Origin of the sequence: Apibacter sp. B2966, assembly GCF_011082485.1 — a bacterium.
Lineage (GTDB): Bacteria > Bacteroidota > Bacteroidia > Flavobacteriales > Weeksellaceae > Apibacter.
This window is the reverse complement of record NZ_CP049714.1, coordinates 1,401,483-1,419,007: the sequence shown is the minus strand read 5'-3', so window position 1 is coordinate 1,419,007 and position 17,525 is coordinate 1,401,483. Positions and strand designations below refer to the sequence as shown.

Annotated in this window: 18 protein-coding genes, 1 tRNA gene and 1 riboswitch; of the genes, 8 read left to right on the top strand and 11 right to left on the bottom strand. The window is 30.8% G+C overall.

Annotation, left to right across the window (positions count from 1 at the left end; translation table 11 throughout):
• Nucleotides 1-42: 42 nt before the first annotated feature.
• Nucleotides 43-137, bottom strand: a riboswitch (TPP riboswitch).
• An 11-nt stretch (nt 138-148) separates the two neighbouring features.
• The 10 genes from G8C43_RS06160 to metN all read right to left on the bottom strand — a co-directional run bounded on the left by G8C43_RS06160 (nt 149) and on the right by metN (nt 9,505).
• Nucleotides 149-859, bottom strand: coding sequence for a C40 family peptidase (locus G8C43_RS06160; RefSeq protein WP_160568781.1), 711 nt, complete (start codon nt 857-859; stop codon nt 149-151).
• Between the two features lie 216 nt (nt 860-1,075).
• Nucleotides 1,076-1,459, bottom strand: coding sequence for a DUF3276 family protein (locus G8C43_RS06155; RefSeq protein ID WP_105296864.1), 384 nt, complete (start codon nt 1,457-1,459; stop codon nt 1,076-1,078).
• Nucleotides 1,460-1,579: 120 nt separating this feature from the next.
• Nucleotides 1,580-3,337 carry an ABC transporter ATP-binding protein gene (locus G8C43_RS06150; protein WP_160541633.1) on the bottom strand — a complete coding sequence of 586 codons (1,758 nt, stop codon included), beginning with the start codon at nt 3,335-3,337 and terminating at the stop codon, nt 1,580-1,582.
• 107 nt (nt 3,338-3,444) lie between these two features.
• On the bottom strand, nt 3,445-4,452 hold the full coding sequence (locus G8C43_RS06145; protein WP_166004823.1) for an aspartate-semialdehyde dehydrogenase: 1,008 nt from the start codon (nt 4,450-4,452) through the stop codon (nt 3,445-3,447).
• A gap of 36 nt (nt 4,453-4,488) precedes the next feature.
• Nucleotides 4,489-4,920, bottom strand: coding sequence for a hypothetical protein (locus tag G8C43_RS06140; protein ID WP_105296861.1), 432 nt, complete (start codon nt 4,918-4,920; stop codon nt 4,489-4,491).
• A gap of 113 nt (nt 4,921-5,033) precedes the next feature.
• A complete protein-coding gene (locus G8C43_RS06135) occupies nt 5,034-6,278 on the bottom strand; it encodes a type IX secretion system plug protein domain-containing protein (protein ID WP_166004821.1) in 1,245 nt (414 codons plus the stop codon).
• A 26-nt stretch (nt 6,279-6,304) separates the two neighbouring features.
• Entirely contained in the window at nt 6,305-6,964 is a 660-nt protein-coding gene (gene mtgA / locus G8C43_RS06130) for a monofunctional biosynthetic peptidoglycan transglycosylase (RefSeq protein ID WP_166004819.1), read from the bottom strand.
• 29 nt (nt 6,965-6,993) lie between these two features.
• Nucleotides 6,994-7,797, bottom strand: a complete 804-nt coding sequence (gene metQ, locus G8C43_RS06125) for a MetQ/NlpA family lipoprotein (protein ID WP_221411563.1) — start codon at nt 7,795-7,797, stop codon at nt 6,994-6,996.
• Between the two features lie 30 nt (nt 7,798-7,827).
• Nucleotides 7,828-8,481, bottom strand: coding sequence for a methionine ABC transporter permease MetI (gene metI, locus G8C43_RS06120; RefSeq protein ID WP_105296857.1), 654 nt, complete (start codon nt 8,479-8,481; stop codon nt 7,828-7,830).
• Nucleotides 8,474-9,505 carry a methionine ABC transporter ATP-binding protein MetN gene (metN, locus tag G8C43_RS06115; protein WP_166004814.1) on the bottom strand — a complete coding sequence of 344 codons (1,032 nt, stop codon included), beginning with the start codon at nt 9,503-9,505 and terminating at the stop codon, nt 8,474-8,476. The genes metI and metN overlap by 8 nt, the downstream gene beginning before the upstream one ends.
• A 295-nt stretch (nt 9,506-9,800) precedes the next feature.
• Between metN and G8C43_RS06110 the strand changes: the two genes are divergently transcribed.
• The 4 genes from G8C43_RS06110 (at nt 9,801) to G8C43_RS06095 (ending at nt 14,370) form a co-directional block, all read left to right on the top strand.
• The gene (locus G8C43_RS06110) at nt 9,801-10,265 is read left to right on the top strand and encodes a MarR family winged helix-turn-helix transcriptional regulator (protein WP_166004812.1); all 465 of its coding nucleotides are present in this window, start codon (nt 9,801-9,803) and stop codon (nt 10,263-10,265) included.
• A gap of 20 nt (nt 10,266-10,285) precedes the next feature.
• Nucleotides 10,286-10,921: an NAD(P)H-dependent oxidoreductase gene (locus tag G8C43_RS06105; RefSeq protein ID WP_160541640.1), complete on the top strand. Its 636-nt coding sequence runs from the start codon at nt 10,286-10,288 to the stop codon at nt 10,919-10,921.
• Between the two features lie 451 nt (nt 10,922-11,372).
• Nucleotides 11,373-13,214: an AAA family ATPase gene (locus G8C43_RS06100; protein WP_166004810.1), complete on the top strand. Its 1,842-nt coding sequence runs from the start codon at nt 11,373-11,375 to the stop codon at nt 13,212-13,214.
• Nucleotides 13,207-14,370 (top strand): HNH endonuclease, encoded by a 1,164-nt coding sequence (locus G8C43_RS06095; protein ID WP_166004808.1) that lies wholly within the window; start codon nt 13,207-13,209, stop codon nt 14,368-14,370. Before G8C43_RS06100 ends, G8C43_RS06095 begins: the two co-directional genes overlap by 8 nt.
• A 168-nt stretch (nt 14,371-14,538) precedes the next feature.
• On the opposite strand, the gene G8C43_RS06090 is transcribed toward G8C43_RS06095, so the two are convergent.
• Nucleotides 14,539-14,622: transfer RNA gene (locus G8C43_RS06090), tRNA-Leu, on the bottom strand.
• 97 nt (nt 14,623-14,719) lie between these two features.
• On the opposite strand from G8C43_RS06090, the gene aroQ reads away from it, so the two are divergent.
• Genes aroQ through G8C43_RS06070 form a run of 4 tightly spaced genes read left to right on the top strand, consistent with a single transcriptional unit; the run spans nt 14,720 to nt 17,401 of the window.
• The gene (aroQ, locus tag G8C43_RS06085; protein ID WP_105296851.1) at nt 14,720-15,148 is read left to right on the top strand and encodes a type II 3-dehydroquinate dehydratase; all 429 of its coding nucleotides are present in this window, start codon (nt 14,720-14,722) and stop codon (nt 15,146-15,148) included.
• A 36-nt stretch (nt 15,149-15,184) separates the two neighbouring features.
• On the top strand, nt 15,185-16,201 hold the full coding sequence (locus G8C43_RS06080) for an AI-2E family transporter (RefSeq protein WP_166004806.1): 1,017 nt from the start codon (nt 15,185-15,187) through the stop codon (nt 16,199-16,201).
• Nucleotides 16,202-16,244: 43 nt separating this feature from the next.
• Entirely contained in the window at nt 16,245-16,745 is a 501-nt protein-coding gene (msrB, locus tag G8C43_RS06075; RefSeq protein ID WP_166004804.1) for a peptide-methionine (R)-S-oxide reductase MsrB, read from the top strand.
• Nucleotides 16,746-16,777: 32 nt separating this feature from the next.
• Entirely contained in the window at nt 16,778-17,401 is a 624-nt protein-coding gene (locus tag G8C43_RS06070) for an L-threonylcarbamoyladenylate synthase (RefSeq protein WP_105296848.1), read from the top strand.
• Nucleotides 17,402-17,525: the final 124 nt, after the last annotated feature.

The following is a 17,525-nucleotide window of genomic DNA, read 5'->3' as shown; positions in this document are numbered from 1 at the left end:
GGATATGTTACAGGACTAAAAAAAATAAGATTTCAATAATTTGAAATCTTTATCTAAGATTTCCCTTGACAACATTACTTGTCCAGGTTCTTAGGGTATAATCTCAGCCGTTATATACAGCACCCCTTCGTAGTGTTAAAATTAATTTTTATACAGAAGCTTTAGCTAGGCTAGTATCATTTTGAGCTTCTTCATGTATTTTTTGAATATCTATATCAGAATCTAAAATTCTTTTACCTGTTCTAAATTTCGCGCTCCAATAAGCAGTATCCAGAGAAGAAATAGTAACCCCTTTGGATGAAGACGCGTGAATAAAAAATATTTCCCCGGTTGGACTTACGCTTTCAACAATACCTACATGAGAAATTCTGCTTTTAGGAGTATGAGCAAAGAAAATAAGGTCTCCTTTTTTTAGATTATGTTTAGAAACGAAAGTTCCTCTATGGGATTGTTCAATTGATGTTCGAGGCAAAGAAATGTTTAATGCAGCAAACACATGCTGAACAAAAGAAGAGCAATCTATACCTCTTCTTGTTGTTCCTCCGTATTTATAAGGAGTTCCTAAATAAGTTCTGGCTTCACTTAGCAAATTATAAGCTCTAGTTGAAAATCTGCTTTCGGCATAGATATTGCTGTTTTCTAGTAAAGCAGCATCTTTTCTTAATGTTGTAGAATAATTTTCATCACTAACCGATGCCGTACTGTAAAGTTTAACAGTTTTAGGATGATAAACCAGCATTTCGTTAGTGGTAGGATATTTATAGGTATCGTTATTACTTGCTACGTAATTAGATACACACGAGGTAGCAGAAGTTGAAATTACTATAATTACAGAGAGTATTTTTATTAAAGACTTCATATATTCAAAGATGATACAACTAATTTATGTTGATCAAAAATAAGAATCATATAGATATTTATACGATCAATTTAACTTTTTTTATATATATTTAACACAATGTTTAGAATATGTTAAATAAAAGTTAATGAAATAGGTGCAATAAAAAACAGATATTTTCAAGATAAATATCTGTTTTTTTATATGGTATAAATTTATATTTTTAAAAAATGTTATCTAAATGTCATCGAATTCAACGTTAGTATAATTTGATATATTTGCTGAATTTGCATTGTCTTTATTTTCTTCGGATTGAAGATGAAAATCGTCTCTATGTCTTTCGGAAATAACTTTTTCTCCGGTTTCTTTAATAATGAAAGCGGTAGTTTCTTCAAAGATGTCTTTGAAATTTTTAAAATCTTCTTTATATAAATAGATTTTAAATTTCTTGAAACCTAAAGCGCCTTCTTCGGAAATATTCTTTTTGCTCTCAGTAATTGTTAAATAATAATCACCTGCTTTAGTTTCTCTTACATCGAAAAAATAAGTTCTTTTTCCTGCTCTTAATACTTTAGAGAAAATTTCATTTTCTTTCTTCTCTACATTTTCAAAATCATTCATCATATATGTGTTTTGTTTTTTATTGCCTTAAATAATATCTTTTAAGGGATAATAAAATTTAATTTTTTTTGTTTAAACAGAGCAAAAATATAAAAAATACTCTTAATATTACAATTGTTTTTATGATAGTTTTTGCGTAATTTGTTTTTTATATAATTCAGAATAAAAACCTTGATTTAAAATAAGATCTGCATGAGTTCCTATCTCATTTATTTGCCCTTGATCCAGTACAATGATTTTATCTGAATGTTTAGCGGATGAAACGCGGTGAGTAATAATTACTGTTGTTTTAATATCAATGTCATTTTCAATATTAGATAATATTTTTTCTTCTGTTTCAGTATCGACAGCGGATAAACTGTCATCAAATAAAAATATGGTAGGATCTTTAATCAATGCTCTTGAAATCGATATACGCTGTTTTTGACCTCCCGATAGGGTTACCCCTCGTTCACCTACTTCCGTTTGATATTTATCTTTAAATTCGATAATATTGGAATGAATTTCTGCTTTTTTAGCATATTTTTCAACTTGTTCCAATGTCGCATTTTCAACCCCGTAAGAAATGTTATTGAAAATGGTATCCGAAAAAAGAAAACTTTCCTGAGGTACATATCCGATTTTATCTCGTATTACATTTAAATTATGTTGGGATAAAGGTTCATCATCAATATAAATTGCTCCTGAATCCGGCTCAATAAGACGTTCCAATAACAGAGCAATAGTTGTTTTTCCCGATCCGGTCTTTCCCATAAACACAATCGTTTCTCCGGGTTGTATTTCAAAAGATACACGGTTAAGAGCTTGTATTCCTGTATTCGGATAGGTGTAAGAAACATTTTCAAATCTGATTTTACCTTTTATAGGATATACATTAAAGTTGGTATTTTTAACCTCCTCTTTAACGTTCAAGAAATCATTAATTCTTTCCATGGAGGCTTCAGCTCTTCGGACCATAGATATAACCCATCCTAAAGCTGTAAATGGCCAAATTAAAACATTAAGGTAAAGAAAAAAATCTGTAATAGTCCCGACGTTTATTTTACCATCTATATATCTTTGGCCTCCAATATAGAGTATAAATAAGTTGCTTAATCCGATGATTAAAACCATTAAAGGAGAAAAAATGGCCTCTGTGGTTGAAAGCGAAAGCGATTCATTTCTATATTGATTGGATTGATTTATATATTTTGATATGATATAGTCTTCTTTAGTGAACGATTTGATAACTCTTATCCCGGAAAAAGAGTCTTGAACAAATGAAGAAAGTTCCGATTGTTTGCCTTGTACAATTTTAGTTTTCTTATTAATAATAGTACTTTGGTTGTATATAAAATAAGAAAGGAAGGGTAAGGGAAGGATTGCATAAAAGGTCATCACCGGATCAGAAGCCAGCATATACCCGAGAATCAGTATAAGCATTATAAATAAGTTGGCACTATACATAATTCCTGGGCCTAAATATTGACGGACATTTACCACATCTTCGCTGATGCGATTCATGAGGTCTCCTATTTTAGATTTTTTATAAAAACTGAAAGAAAGTGTTTGATAATGTTTATATATATTATTTTTAAGTTCAAATTCGATTCTTCTGGAAGCAACGATTATGGTTTGCCTCATATAAAACTTCATGATTCCGGAAGTGATTGGAGCCAGCACAATAATTCCTCCATAAAGAAGAAGCTGCTTCATTAATTGCTTTTTATCTAGCGAATCTGAATGGGTAAGAGATTGAGCAATAATGTTAATGGCCTTTCCAATAAATTTTACAGGATAAATAGTTAAAAAATTGGAAAGTATTATAAATACAACTCCATACAGAAGGAGTTTTTTGTGTTTTAAAAAATATGGATTTAAAGTTTTTAAGGCACTCATAAAAGCAAAGTTACAAAACTTGTAGTTTTTATTTCGTATAAACTAAAAAAGTGTATCTGATTGGATTCATTCGGATACACTTTTTCATCTATGGTATAGATTGCGATTTATCTTTTTTTATGTTTAATCAAATATTCTGCAATTTGAACAGCATTTAAAGCAGCACCTTTACGTATTTGATCACTTACACTCCAGAAAGCAATACCTTTAGGATTGGTAAGGTCTTTCCTGATTCTTCCTACAAAAACTTCATCTCTTCCTGATAAGAATAAAGGCATAGGATATTTTTTTTCTGAAGGATTATCTTCAACAATTATCCCATTAAAATTTTCAAAAGCGTTTCTAACTTGTTCAACGGTTAATTCGTCCTCAGTTTCCACCCATATGCTTTCAGAATGTGCTCGCATAACAGGAACACGAACGCAGGTTGCAGATACCTGTATATCGGAATGCATAATTTTACGAGTTTCATTATACATTTTCATTTCTTCTTTAGTATATCCATTTTCTGTAAACACATCAATATGGGGGATTAAATTAAAAGCCAATTGATGAGCAAATTTTTCAACTAGAACCTCCTTTCCGGCAGTTGATTGTTTTGCTTGTTCAATCAATTCTTTCATTGCAGAAGCTCCCGCTCCGGATGCTGATTGATATGAAGAAACATGCACCCTTTTTATATGTGATAATTGTTCAATTGGTTTTAAAGATACCACCATTTGAATGGTTGTACAATTTGGATTTGCAATAATATTTTTTGGAGTATTCAATGCATCTTCCGCATTTACTTCCGGTACTACTAAGGGTACATCATCATCCATTCTAAACGCAGATGAATTATCAATCATGATCGCACCATATTTAGTGATGGTTTCCGCAAAATTCAACGAAGTACCTCCTCCTGCAGAAACTAAAGCAATATCTACCCCTTTAAAATCGTCATTATGTTGAAGTTCCTTGACTGTATATTCCTTGTCCTTGAATTTATAAACTTGTCCTGCACTTCTCTTGGATCCGAAAAGTACTAATTCAGTTAAAGGAAAATTTCTTTGGTCTAAAACTTTGAGAAGCTCTTGCCCAACAGCTCCGCTTACTCCAACAATTGCAATTTTCATAAATATATACTTTAATGATTTTTAATTATTTATCTTTTAGGGTAATAAACTGTTCCAAAATGCTCTAGGTATCATTCCAAGTACTAAAGCAAGTGAGACGACAGACATAAGAAGTGTCCAAACTGAAATTTTAGGTGCTTTTTTAATTTTTGCATTTACAATTGTAATTAAAACTCCAACCAAAACCATAGAGAAAGGATGTTCTATATAATTTCTTCGTATTGCAGCAATTCCCATAATATCTTTCATACCGGCATTTTGAAAGATAGGAGAGCTGAAAAATAATAGTATTCCAAGGAGTATCTGTGTATGTGTGAATATCAAAGTTATAAGAGAAATTCTTTTCACCTGACCACTGACAGGTCTTTCCTGTAAATAATAAATAAACGATACAACAGTAAGTAATAATACAAAAACGAGGGTAATCATACCTACATAATGGTGTATGTTTTTAAAAAGGATATACATAAATTTGATTCTATTTCATTTTAATATGTAACAAAAATAGTAAACCTATAGAAATATAAGGGTATTTTAATCATTTTTATTCAAATTTTAAATACCGTATAACTAGATAAAAATTATAATCTGTTGGCTCTAATTTCTCCGTAGCCTATAAGTGCGTCATAAGTACCACCAAAAGGAGTATAATATAACAAACCTTGATATAGGTTTTCTGTTTGCCAAAATGAACCGGGAATTTCTGAAATGCTAAAATGGTTGTTTTTTTTGTCAACGGTTGCAATAGTGTAATTATAATACCCTTGTTTTAATAGCATTGTTTTTACGTATAAACCTTGATTTTCATCGTAAATCATCCGATTAGAATCGGAAAGTTCATAATTATTGAATAATCCTACAACATACAAATCTTTATTTTCTAAAGGCTGTTTAAGTTCCAAAGAAAATGTTACCGGAGTATAATCGCCTTCTGTTCGTGCATCCCTTTCCTGGTTAAGATCAAATCTCCTGAAATAATAAGCACCGTTGACATCAGGATTATAGGCATAGTCAAGCGGATACGGAGCAATGGAATATAAATAGGTAAGATAAAGTGGGTTATTTTCTTCCGATTTAAAAACTCCGTAACCCGGGATGGAAATATTTTTGGTATCGAATGTATAAAATTCATTACCTCCTTCAAAAGCATTGGTAAGTTGTCCGAACGTGAAAGAATTACCGTTTACAAACTGTGGTTCTATATTAAAGATCGCAGTTTGCCAATTGTTATTTTGAAGTAAACATAAAGAAAGTTGTCGGGTGGAGATTGAATTTATTCCCGAAACGACAGCTTGTGCTTTTACTCGCTGTGTTATGTTCGGGTTTTTAGATGTAGAATACCTCTCATATCCGACATTAATATGAGCAAAATCGTCGTAAAACGCAATTCTCTTACTGAATAAAGGTTTGTGGTTATTAGTAAAAACAGTTAGGAGATAATTTCCGGATACCTTAGGTTGCATGTCTTTATTTGGGAATTCTAAGGTATAATGAGTGTAATTTTGTCTCGTATTAAAGGAAGGTTGATAATCGTATATTTGAGGTAAGGTATATCCGTCGATATATTCTGATTCAAAAAGATGATCTTCATTCCAATTTCTATCGTAATGCTTAATAGTATAGTAAATTTTTTCGTAGCCTCTATCTAACAGGTCAAAAGTAAGCACAAACATACCTTTGTTCATGGAGATAAAAGGAGTTTCATCATTCGTATCGGGATTGAATAATTGTATACCATTGACGGATGAGCTATATACTTTTTCTAAAGCCTGCTGAGAAAAACATAGCTGAGAAAGTAAGCAGAAGAAGAGAATCTTTTTAAGCATTTTTAGTTTTTTTTAAGTTATGTATACTACAGAAATTTTACAGAGCCTTGTAAATTAGACATTTGTCGCATGATCCATAGTTTTCTTTTTTGAATGAACTTTCCATTAATTTTTTTTCCATATTCACGAGGATTGGGTAAAAGAGCAGCTAAAGTTGCAGCCTCGCTTTTTGTGAGCTGAGAAGCCGATTTGTGAAAATAATGTTGAGAAGCGGCTTCAATCCCATAAATTCCATTACCGAATTCTATTACATTTAAATAGACTTCCAATATTCTTTTTTTACCCCAAATCCACTCAATGAGGCAAGTGAAATATACTTCCAGACCCTTTCTAACATAATTTCTACCCTCCCATAAAAAAACATTTTTTGCGGTTTGTTGTGAAATGGTGCTTCCTCCTCTTTTGGGAGATCCTTGTTTTTCAATTATTTTTTGAATCTCTTTAAAATCAAATCCGCCGTGTTTAAAATAATTTTGATCTTCACTGGAAATTACCGCAAGTTTTATGGAATTATTCATACGTTCTATCGGAATCCATTTTTTTTCAATGCTTGAGCCATTCACAAAAAATCTTTTTAACATAAGTTCTGTGTATGGAACAGGCAACCATTTGTATACAAAAACCATTACAATAGAAAGTACCAATAAACCAATAAAAATCCATTTAATCCATCTAAAAATCTTCATTAAAATTTGATTGATTAAAAACGGATAAATTACCAACCTTTAACAGCTCCTCCCTTAAATTCTCGATCGGTAGTTTCTGCAACTTCATCCGATTGATAAGCTTTAACAAATGTTTTTACATTTTTAGCATCTTTATTATCTTCTCTTGAAACGATTATATTCATATAAGGGGAATCTTTGTCTTCAACAAAAAGACCATCTTTTAATGTAAAACCGTCTTTGGCTGCAAATGTATTATTAATAATGGCAACAGCTACTTTATCATCATTTAGAATTTCAGTTAAAATAGCAGGATCCATATCGACTATCTTTAAATTTTTAGGATTTTCAATTATATCAGAAGCGCTGGAAATAAGGCTTTTAGGGTCTTTTAATTTGATTAATCCTTCTTTTTGAAGAAGCAATAATGCTCTTCCTCTGTTAGTGGCATCATTTGGAATTCCTATCGTACTGCCGGGTTGTAATTGATCAAGCGATTTTATTTTTTTAGAATATCCGGCCAATGGATAAATAAAAGTATTACCTACTATGGCAAGTTTATATCCTCTTTGTTTGATGATATTATTCAAAAATGGTTTATGTTGAATAATATTAATATCAATATCCCCATCATTAAGTGCTGTATTCGGTAAAATATAATCATTGAATTCTACCAATTCAACATCTAGCCCGTATTTTTCTTTAGCAACTTTTTGAGCGGTTTGAGCAACCACAAACTCCGGCCCCGATTCAACTCCAACCTTAATATAATTAGGATTATTTGCCCGGTCATTCTTGCAAGAACTTAGAAAAAAAACAGAAGCAAGTAAGGTAAATACTATTAGTTTTCTCATTATCATATTATTTTAGACTTTTTTTAATTTTTAACGATGATCCACTTTTTTTGAAAGATAATCTCCGACAAATTGGATCGCAAAAACAAGTAAAACTAATAATAATAAAACAAAATTCATAATTTCCATATTCTTATTTACGTATCCTTCTTGATATCCAATTTTTCCCAATCCTCCGGCTCCAACAGTTCCTCCCATAGCCGAATAACCGACTAAAGTAATTAAAGAAATGGTTGCGCAATTAATTAATGAAGGCAAAGCTTCCGGTAACAATACTTTTTTAATAATTTGAAAAGGAGTTGCTCCCATAGCTTTCGAAGCTTCAACTAAACCATTCGGTACTTCCAACAGGCTGTTTTCAACCATTCTGGCGATAAACGGGGCAATTCCCAAACTTAGAGGAACTAAAGCTGCAGGTACTCCTATGGAAGTTCCTACAATCATCCGCGTAAAAGGAATCATCCAAACAATTAAAATAATAAAAGGAATGGCGCGGAATATATTTACTAGGGTAGAGACCGTTTGATTGAAAACAAGACTTTCTTTAAATTGGCCTTTGCGGGTAATAAATAGAAGGATTCCGACAGGCAATCCTATCAAATAACCGAAAAAGCCGGAGACAAAAGTCATGACTATGGTTTCCCAAGTTCCTTTTGCTAAGAGATCAATAATTGAATTAGACATATCCTAATAAAGTTACTTTAATGTTTTTACTTTTTAAATACTCAATGGCAGCCATTTCTTTAGAAATCGTACCGATAATTTCCGTTAGCATGACCCCGAATTTAACGCCCCCCGCATAATCCATTTGAGCACTTATAATATTGTTGTTAATATCAAATAATCTGGAAATTTCGGATAATACCGGTTCATCTACCGTATTACCAGATATCTGTAGTTTTAGTAAAGGATGTTTTCCTTCTTCCGGCATATGGGTAATGCGTTTTTGATAATCTACCGGTATCTCTAAATGTAAGGATGAAGATATAAAACGCTGAGCTAATTCCGTTTTAGGATTTGAAAAAATTTCAGAAACACTTCCTTGCTCAATTAGTTTTCCACCGTTCATGACAGCTATATCATCACAAATTTGTTTTACCACATCCATTTCATGGGTAATCAATAAAATAGTGATTCCCAACTCTTTATTTAAATCTTTGAGTAGAGATAAAATGGAGCGAGTAGTGGAGGGGTCTAAAGCACTGGTTGCTTCATCGGATAATAAAACTTTAGGGTTGTTGGCCAACGTTCTGGCAATAGCAACTCTCTGTTTTTGTCCTCCGGAAAGGTTCGTCGGATAACTGTCTAATTTATCCGTAAGTCCTACCAGTTCAACCAATTCATAAACTCTATTTTTTATTTTAGTCTTGGGAGTATGATTTAATTCCAAGGGAAAAGCAATGTTATCAAATACAGTTCGGGAGGAAAGCAGATTGAAATGCTGAAAAATCATTCCTATATTTCTACGGGCAGAGGTTAATTTGGAAGGAGATAATTCCATCAAATTTTGACCATCAATCCAAACCTCTCCGGAATTAGGTCTTTCCAGTAAATTAACACATCTTATCAGTGTGCTTTTTCCTGCACCGGATTCACCAATAACACCAACTATTTTTCCTTCGGAAACCGACAGAGAAATATTGGAAAGGGCTATGTTTTTTTTGCCTTTATGTTCGAATGTTTTAGTAATATTTTTTAACTCAATCATTTAATTGATTAAATTTTTTAAGTCTTTATACGATTAGGATTTGTGCAAAGGTACAAATAGTATATAGAAACTCATATTAAATTACAACATTTACTGCATGGAGAACATTTTAAATCATCCGAACCATTATAAGTTTATAATAAATTAGTTTTTTGGGAGGTGTAAATTCTATAAAATGAAATAGTATATAATTAAACCAAGTAAGAACTCTTGAAAATAAATTTATTAATAAAATAAACTAAAAAACTTGCATATTAATTGTGTGCAATTTAATTTTACTCAATCTAAAAACAATATGGAAAGTTTACAATTAAAAGATCAATTATGTTTTCCCATCTATGCGTTGTCCCGATTGATTACAACGCTTTATAGGCCACATTTAGAAAAATTAGGGGTAACTTATCCTCAGTATTTAGTGATGTTAGTTTTATGGGAAAATGAAGAAATGTGCGTGAGAGATATAGGAGAAATGTTGTGGCTAGATAGTGGAACCTTAACTCCACTGCTTAAAAGAATGGAGGAAAACGGACTTATAAAGAGATGTCGGTCTACTAGAGATGAAAGACATATGTTGATTCATCTTTCAGATCAAGGGAGGAAAATGAAAGATGAAGCATGGATAATTCCTCATACCCTTAAGGCAGAATTGGAAATGGAGCAAAATGAATTATCAGAACTTCAGAAAGAATTTTATAAGTTATTATCTATTGTTACGACAAAATGTAAGAATAAATGCAAGAATAAATCAGAATCAAAATAATATTATTTAAAATTAATTATATGGAATTAATAGACTCACTTAAATGGAGGTATGCAACAAAAAAATTCGATGCCTCAAAAAAAGTTGAACAATCGTTGGTAGATCAAATCATTGAAGCAGCTTGGTTAGCTCCCACTTCTTCCGGATTACAACCGTTTAAGGTTATAGAAATTACTAATCAGAAATTAAAGCAAAAGATGGTTTCCTTGTCTAAGGACCAAAAACAAGTGGAAGATTGTTCACATATTTTAGTTTTTGCTGCTTGGGATAATTATACAGAAGAAAGAATCGATACCATTTACGGACATATAACAAGAGAACGCAATCAGCCATCTGATGCTTATCAAAGCTATACGGATCGTATTAAAGGAGTATATCTGAATTCAGCCGCTGAAAATAATTTTGAGCATGCAGCACGTCAAGCGTACATAGCTTTTGGTTTATCGATTGCTGCTGCTGCAGAATTAAAAGTTGATACTACTCCGATGGAGGGATTCGATAATCAAGCTATAGATGAACTTTTACAATTACGCGAACTTGGTTTAAGAAGTGTTGTCATGCTTCCTTTGGGTTACCGAGATGAAGAGAATGACTGGTTAGTTAATTATCCAAAAGTTAGACACCCTAAAAAAGATTTTTTAATTAAAATAGTTTAGAGAAAAACTTAGTTTACACAAAATTTTAATCATTAAAAACAATAAGAGGCTTTATTATTAAAGTTCTCTTATTTTTTTAGATGAGTATGAGAATTTAAAAATTATAGTTAAGCAGTTAAAAAGTAATAAAATAGCCATTGGAAACTAATTAGGGGTAAGAGGGTATGCCCGGAGGATAAGTTATACCTATTGTTTCCGAGGTATACCTTCGTTGTTACTAAGTATAGAATGTATAGGAACTTAACGGATATACGATTTACGATATATGTATATAATCCTTAAAAAATTAATCGAAACATTAAGTAAAACGTCTCTGTTTATAGATATAAAAAAGTTTTAAGGTGTTTAGAATGTAAAATATATGTTAGACAAATAAAAAAATAAAGATTTAAAAAATTTATTTCAATCAAGACAAATTTTTATCTTTATTATCTGAAAAAACTAATATATTATGATTTCTAAAATACATATCCCTAAAAGGACCTTGCCTTATATTTTCGGCTCAGATCATGAGGCGTTAACACTAAATCTGGTTAATGAGGCGATGGATACAGATTTAAATTATATTGAAAATAAAAATTCATTCGGTTCAAAAAAAGAGCCTAAGTACATTTCAAATTTTTGGGGAGAAAATATTCAATCGGTATCCGCTATTGTAGGAAATAACGGTGCGGGTAAATCCACTTTGCTAAAAGCCATAAGAGATGGTAACTGCCAATTTATAGGAACGGATGGTAAAAAAATACCCCATAATTCCAAATTAATATTTTATTATAATTCAATTCTTGGATATGATGATACTCCGAATACCAGCTCACCCCTCCAAAATGTTCTAACACTTTCAAAATATTCAATATTAAAAAAAGATAGTGAGTATGCTGACCCGGAATTTTCAAGGTTCTTGAAAATTCATAATAATGCAATGTTAGAAAGAATTTTTAGGTTAATTAAAAACAAAAAAGTATATACTAAATTATTAGAACTGGGACTGCCTACGATAAATAATATAAAAATAAAATTAAATCATTCCAATAAAGATTATTATAATATACCGGATACATTTAAGCCTTTTTTTCAATATTTTAAAGACGATAGAGAAAGAAAACGAAAAGAAGAAGAAAGAATATTTGAGAGAAAATATAATTCAATTAATAGTGAAAAAGAGTTTTATAAAAAAAAGCTTTATTATGTAAGAAAGTCATTTGAAAAACATTTATTAAAAGAAAATATTATAAAGGCTGTAATAAAGAGAATACATTTAATTTTTGAGGAAACGGGTAACATATACATACGTGAAGGTTTTATAAGAGGAGGTAAAACCGTGGAATATTTAAAAACTAAAAAAATTTATGGTCTTAAAGATGCTTTTTTTTGGTATTTAGATAATGCCTATATCAAAGTTAATAATATAGAATTTCAATTACCTGTACAAGAAATAAAAAAATTAATTGATGTTTTGTTATCAACATTTGAAAAATCAAATGAATTTGATATTCGTCACGATTACTATTTCAACGCTAGTAATTTAAATACATTAGAAATTATAGATGCATATCAGGATTTTACAAAAGAATTTAAAAAACATTTTAAAGTTACTGATGAGCCTTTATTTAATTTTTCTACAGATAGAGAGTTAAGCAGTGGTGAAAAATTGATGTATGAACAATTTTCAATTTTCAATGAACAAGTTTCTCGTATTGAAAAAAAGAGGGACAAATTGAATAATACAGATGAATATTTAATTTTACTGGATGAAGCTGATGTATGCTTTCACCCTTTGTGGAAGAAGAAATACATTAACATGCTTTTAGAAGTTCTACCATTAATTTTTGTTAATAAAAAGCTTCAAATCATTTTCACCACCCATGACCCTCTAACTCTTTCAGATATACCTCATCAAAATATTCTTTTTTTGGGAAAAGGTGAAAATTATACAAAAGTATTAACAAACAAAAGAAAAACTTTTGGCGCTAATATTTCAAATTTATTGGCAGATTCTTTTTTTTTAGAAGATGGATTAGTGGGAGATTTTGCTAAAAAGAAAATTGAAGAAGTGATCCATGTTTTGAATAAGATGATTGAAAATAAAAACAATAATCAACACATTGACATTTCAGAAGAAGAACAACTAAGGATTAGAAATTTAATCAGTATGGTTGACGAACATATAATCCAAAGTAAGCTCATTAAAATGTATAATGAGGTTTTTGGGCCATCCATAGAAAATGAAATACAAGAATTGGAAGAAAGACTAAATTATCTTAAAAATCTTAAAAACAAAACTCATGATTAGTATACGAGAATGTATTTCAGAATCTGATTTGTTAACTGCCAGAGATCAACACATTGCATTTATTTCTGAAGAAGTTAAAAAAAGAGTGGATTTTTATAAAAATTTATTTGAAACGATACATTTAATCCATCAAGGAAAAATAAAAGACGATGATATTGAGAATAATATAAAAAAAATTAAGTTGCATCATTCACAATATGATTCTTTTATTAAAGTAATCTTTAAAGACAATAAAAGTGTTGATAAAAAATATAAAAAATTAAAAAATAAATCCTTATTCCGTGAAGAACTTAAAGATTTCAAAAAGGTTTTAAAGATACTTAATGATTTACATACTAATTGTCGTCGAATTTTAGGTTTGGATTTAAGTTCAAATGAAGAAGACATCGTTCTATATAAAGATTATGAAGAAAAATATAGGAATTATAAAATCTTGCTAAATAAGATTTTTGATTATGAAAACTGGTTTCAGAAAATTACACCGGAAAAAGAATGGGGATCCTATCAATTGACAAAAAAACTAGGAATACAAGTATGTTGCTATTGCAATCGCCAATATACATTTACCTTATCTAAAGGGGTAAAAAAAATAACCAGGCCCGAACTTGATCATTTCTTGCCCAAAAGTAAACATCCTTTATTAGCACTAAATTTTTTTAATTTGATTCCTTCATGCAGTGTTTGCAATAGAGACTGTAAAGGAACTGTTGATTTTTCTTATGAAAAATATTTGTCACCCTATGAATCCAATCCTAAGCACCAATTAATAAAATATGATTACAAACCGGAAACCTATTTGGGTGCTATTGGCAAAACTGATGAAATAAAGGTTTTCACTAAGATAAATGAGGAAAATGAAGATCAACGTTTACAAGAAAAAGTAAAGGGAAATATCAAAGTTTTTGAATATAATAAAATAGCAAATGAACACAGAGATATTGTACAAGAGATTATAAAGAAAAGATTTTTATTTAATGATAAATATATAGAAACTTTACAGCAAGCATTTCCCGATATTCATCTGACCTTAGAAGAGGCCTATCAATTAGCTTACGGCAACTTTTATGATGAAAAAGAATTTACTAAAAGACCCTTAGCAAAATTAACCAAAGATATTGCTGTTGCAACGGGTGTCATAAAAAATAAAATTAGCTAATTTTTACAAAAATTCGATAAAAATCAGAGAGATCGAAAAGATAGTAAAAACCAGGCGGTAAAGCTAGGGGGTGCTAAAAAGGTTTAGGTAAAAGTTAAAGAAATCAAATAGGTATATTATATAAAAAAATCACAACTGTTTATAAATAAACAAGTTGCGATTTACATGTACCCAGGGCGGGAATCGAACCCGCACGATATTGCTACCACTGGATTTTGAGTCCAGCGCGTCTACCAATTCCGCCACCTGGGCATGTTTTTCAGGTGTGCAAATATACTTAAATATTCTTTTTCGCCAAAATTTATGTTTTTATTTCATTCATTCTTCCTTATATTCGTAAAAAAAGATTATGAAAATATTAATTATAAACGGTCCTAATTTAAACCTGCTTGGACAAAGAGAAACAGATATTTACGGTCATTATTCTTTTGAAGATTATTTTAAACATTTGCAAAAAAAATTTATTGATGTGGAATTAGAATACTATCAAACCAACCATGAGGGCTCGATTATTGATAAGATTCATGAAAAAGGTTTTAAATGTGAAGGTATTGTAATTAATCCGGGAGCATATACTCATTATTCCTATGCAATACACGATGCTATAAAATCAGTAACCGCACCGGCTATTGAAGTTCATATTTCCGATATTGAAAAAAGAGAAGAATTTAGAAAAATTTCAGTCATTAAAGATGCTTGTGTACATCAGATTAAAGGCAAAGGATTACCCGGTTATGAAGAAGCTATTGAATATTTAATAAAAATGAAACAACCTTAACTAGCGAGTATAAATAATAAGAAATTGATAGTATAAATGAATGAAAAAATAAGTGGAAAAGTAATACATCAGATATTGTTTTTGATTATAATAATATCTCTTTTTATCCTTATTATAAGTCAGTTGGCTATATTTCTTCCCAGCTTTTTAGGAGCAATTACATTATATGCCTTATCCAAAGATTTTTTCTTATATCTGACAGAAAAAAAGGGATTGAAAAAATGGATATCAATTAGTATAGTTTTTCTTCTTGCCTTATTGATCATTTCGATTCCGGTTTATTTTATTATTGAATTGACCTATTCTCAGGTACATACGGCTATAACTTATTTTGATAAAATAAATAATTCCCTGGTCAGTATTGTAAATGATTTACAAACAAAATACGGACTAAATATACTTAGCAAAGACAATATCATTCAAGCGACCACCTGGGTAGGCAGGGTCGTGCCTAAAATATTAAATTCAACGGTAAATTCTGTAGTTGTTTTTTTCTTTTCCTTTGTTTTATTCTATTTTATGATTATGAATATCAGGAAAATTGAAAGCACCTTTTTAAAATGGTCTCCTTTAAAAAAACAAAATACCGAAAGGCTAGGGCAAAGGTTGAAAAAAATGATCCAATCCAATGCCATCGGCATCCCATTAGTTGCTGTTGTTCAAGGAATGGTAGGAGCTGTCGGCTATGCCATTGTAGGATTGGATAATTTATGGTTTTGGTTTGCGGTTACAACATTTACATCCATGTTGCCTATTGTAGGTTCTGCATTGGCCTATGTTCCGGTTGCCATTTTATTGTTCACCTCCGGAGAAACCTGGCAATCTATATTTATTTTATTGTACGGCATTATAATTATTGGAACATCGGACAATATCGTGAGATTTACATTACTTAAAAAACTGGACGATGTTCATCCGTTAATTACCATCTTTGGGGTAATATTAGGAATGAATATTTTTGGATTTATCGGATTAATTTTCGGTCCTATATTATTATCCGGCTTTTTCCTGCTTTTAGATGTTTACAATAACGAATTTAGCGATAATCCTTAAGAAAATGTAGTTCTACTATTGGAATGAATTTTGTTTTTTTACCATGAATAAATTCAATAAACTGTTTCAGTCGGCAGGTAGTATAGGTTTGGGATTACTCATACTATCTTGCATTTCTAAAGACAGATTAGAAGTAACAAAAAAAGAAACAAAAATGAAGGTAACAAAATCAGAAGAAGAGTGGAAAAAGCAGCTTTCTCCCGAAGAATATTACATTTTGAGAGAAAAAGGAACAGAGGCTCCTTACAGTGGAAAATTCAATATGCATTTTGAAAAAGGAGTGTATACATGTAAAGCTTGTGGTGCGGTTCTGTTTGATAGTGATTCAAAATTTGATTCGCATTGCGGATGGCCCAGCTTTGATCATGAAATAGCCAAAGGCCGAATTATCGAAAAATTAGATACTTCTCATGGAATGACCCGAATGGAAATCCTTTGTGCTAATTGCGGGAGTCATTTAGGACATGTGTTCAATGATGGCCCTACAAAAACCGGATTGAGATATTGTGTTAATTCTGCTTCACTGGATTTTGTAAAAGAATAATACATTGTTTACTAATTGTAAGAATTAACATTATGGCCAAAATCCTAAGAATTTATCCGGAAAATCCTTCAGAAAAAGCAATTAATGAAATAGTTGAGGTGTTAAAAAAGGGAGGAATAATTGTTTATCCTACCGATACGGTTTATGGATTGGGTTGTGATATCTTTAATCACAAAGCCATGGAAAAGCTTTCCAGAATTAAAAATGTTAAACTGGAAAAAACAAACTTTTCCTTTGTTTGTAATGATTTAAGAAATTTATCTCAGTACACTAAGCCCATTGAAACGAATCTATTTAAACTTCTGAAAAGAACTTTGCCGGGGCCTTTTACTTATATTCTTGCGGCTTCCAATACGCTGCCCTCTTATTATAAGAATAAAAAAACAGTAGGAATTAGAATTCCCGATCATAATATTCCAAGAATTATCGTTGAAAAATTAGGCAATCCCATAGCATCCACTTCAACGCATGATGATGACGAGATTTTAGAATATATTACAGATCCCGAATTAATAGCCGAGAAATATGATAAATTAGTAGATATTGTTATTGATAGCGGTGCGGGAGGTTATACTCCTTCTACGGTTGTTGATTTAACTTCCGGGAGTCCGGAAATACTCCGCCGGGGAAAAGGAGATTTAGATCTGTATATTTAATCTCTATTTACATTTACCATTTCTGATCGAAAAAATTAGTTTATATAAAAAGTAAAAAAGAACCGAATATAATTATTCGGTTCTTTTCTTATAAAATTTGAAAATTTTCTTTTTTAATAGGATA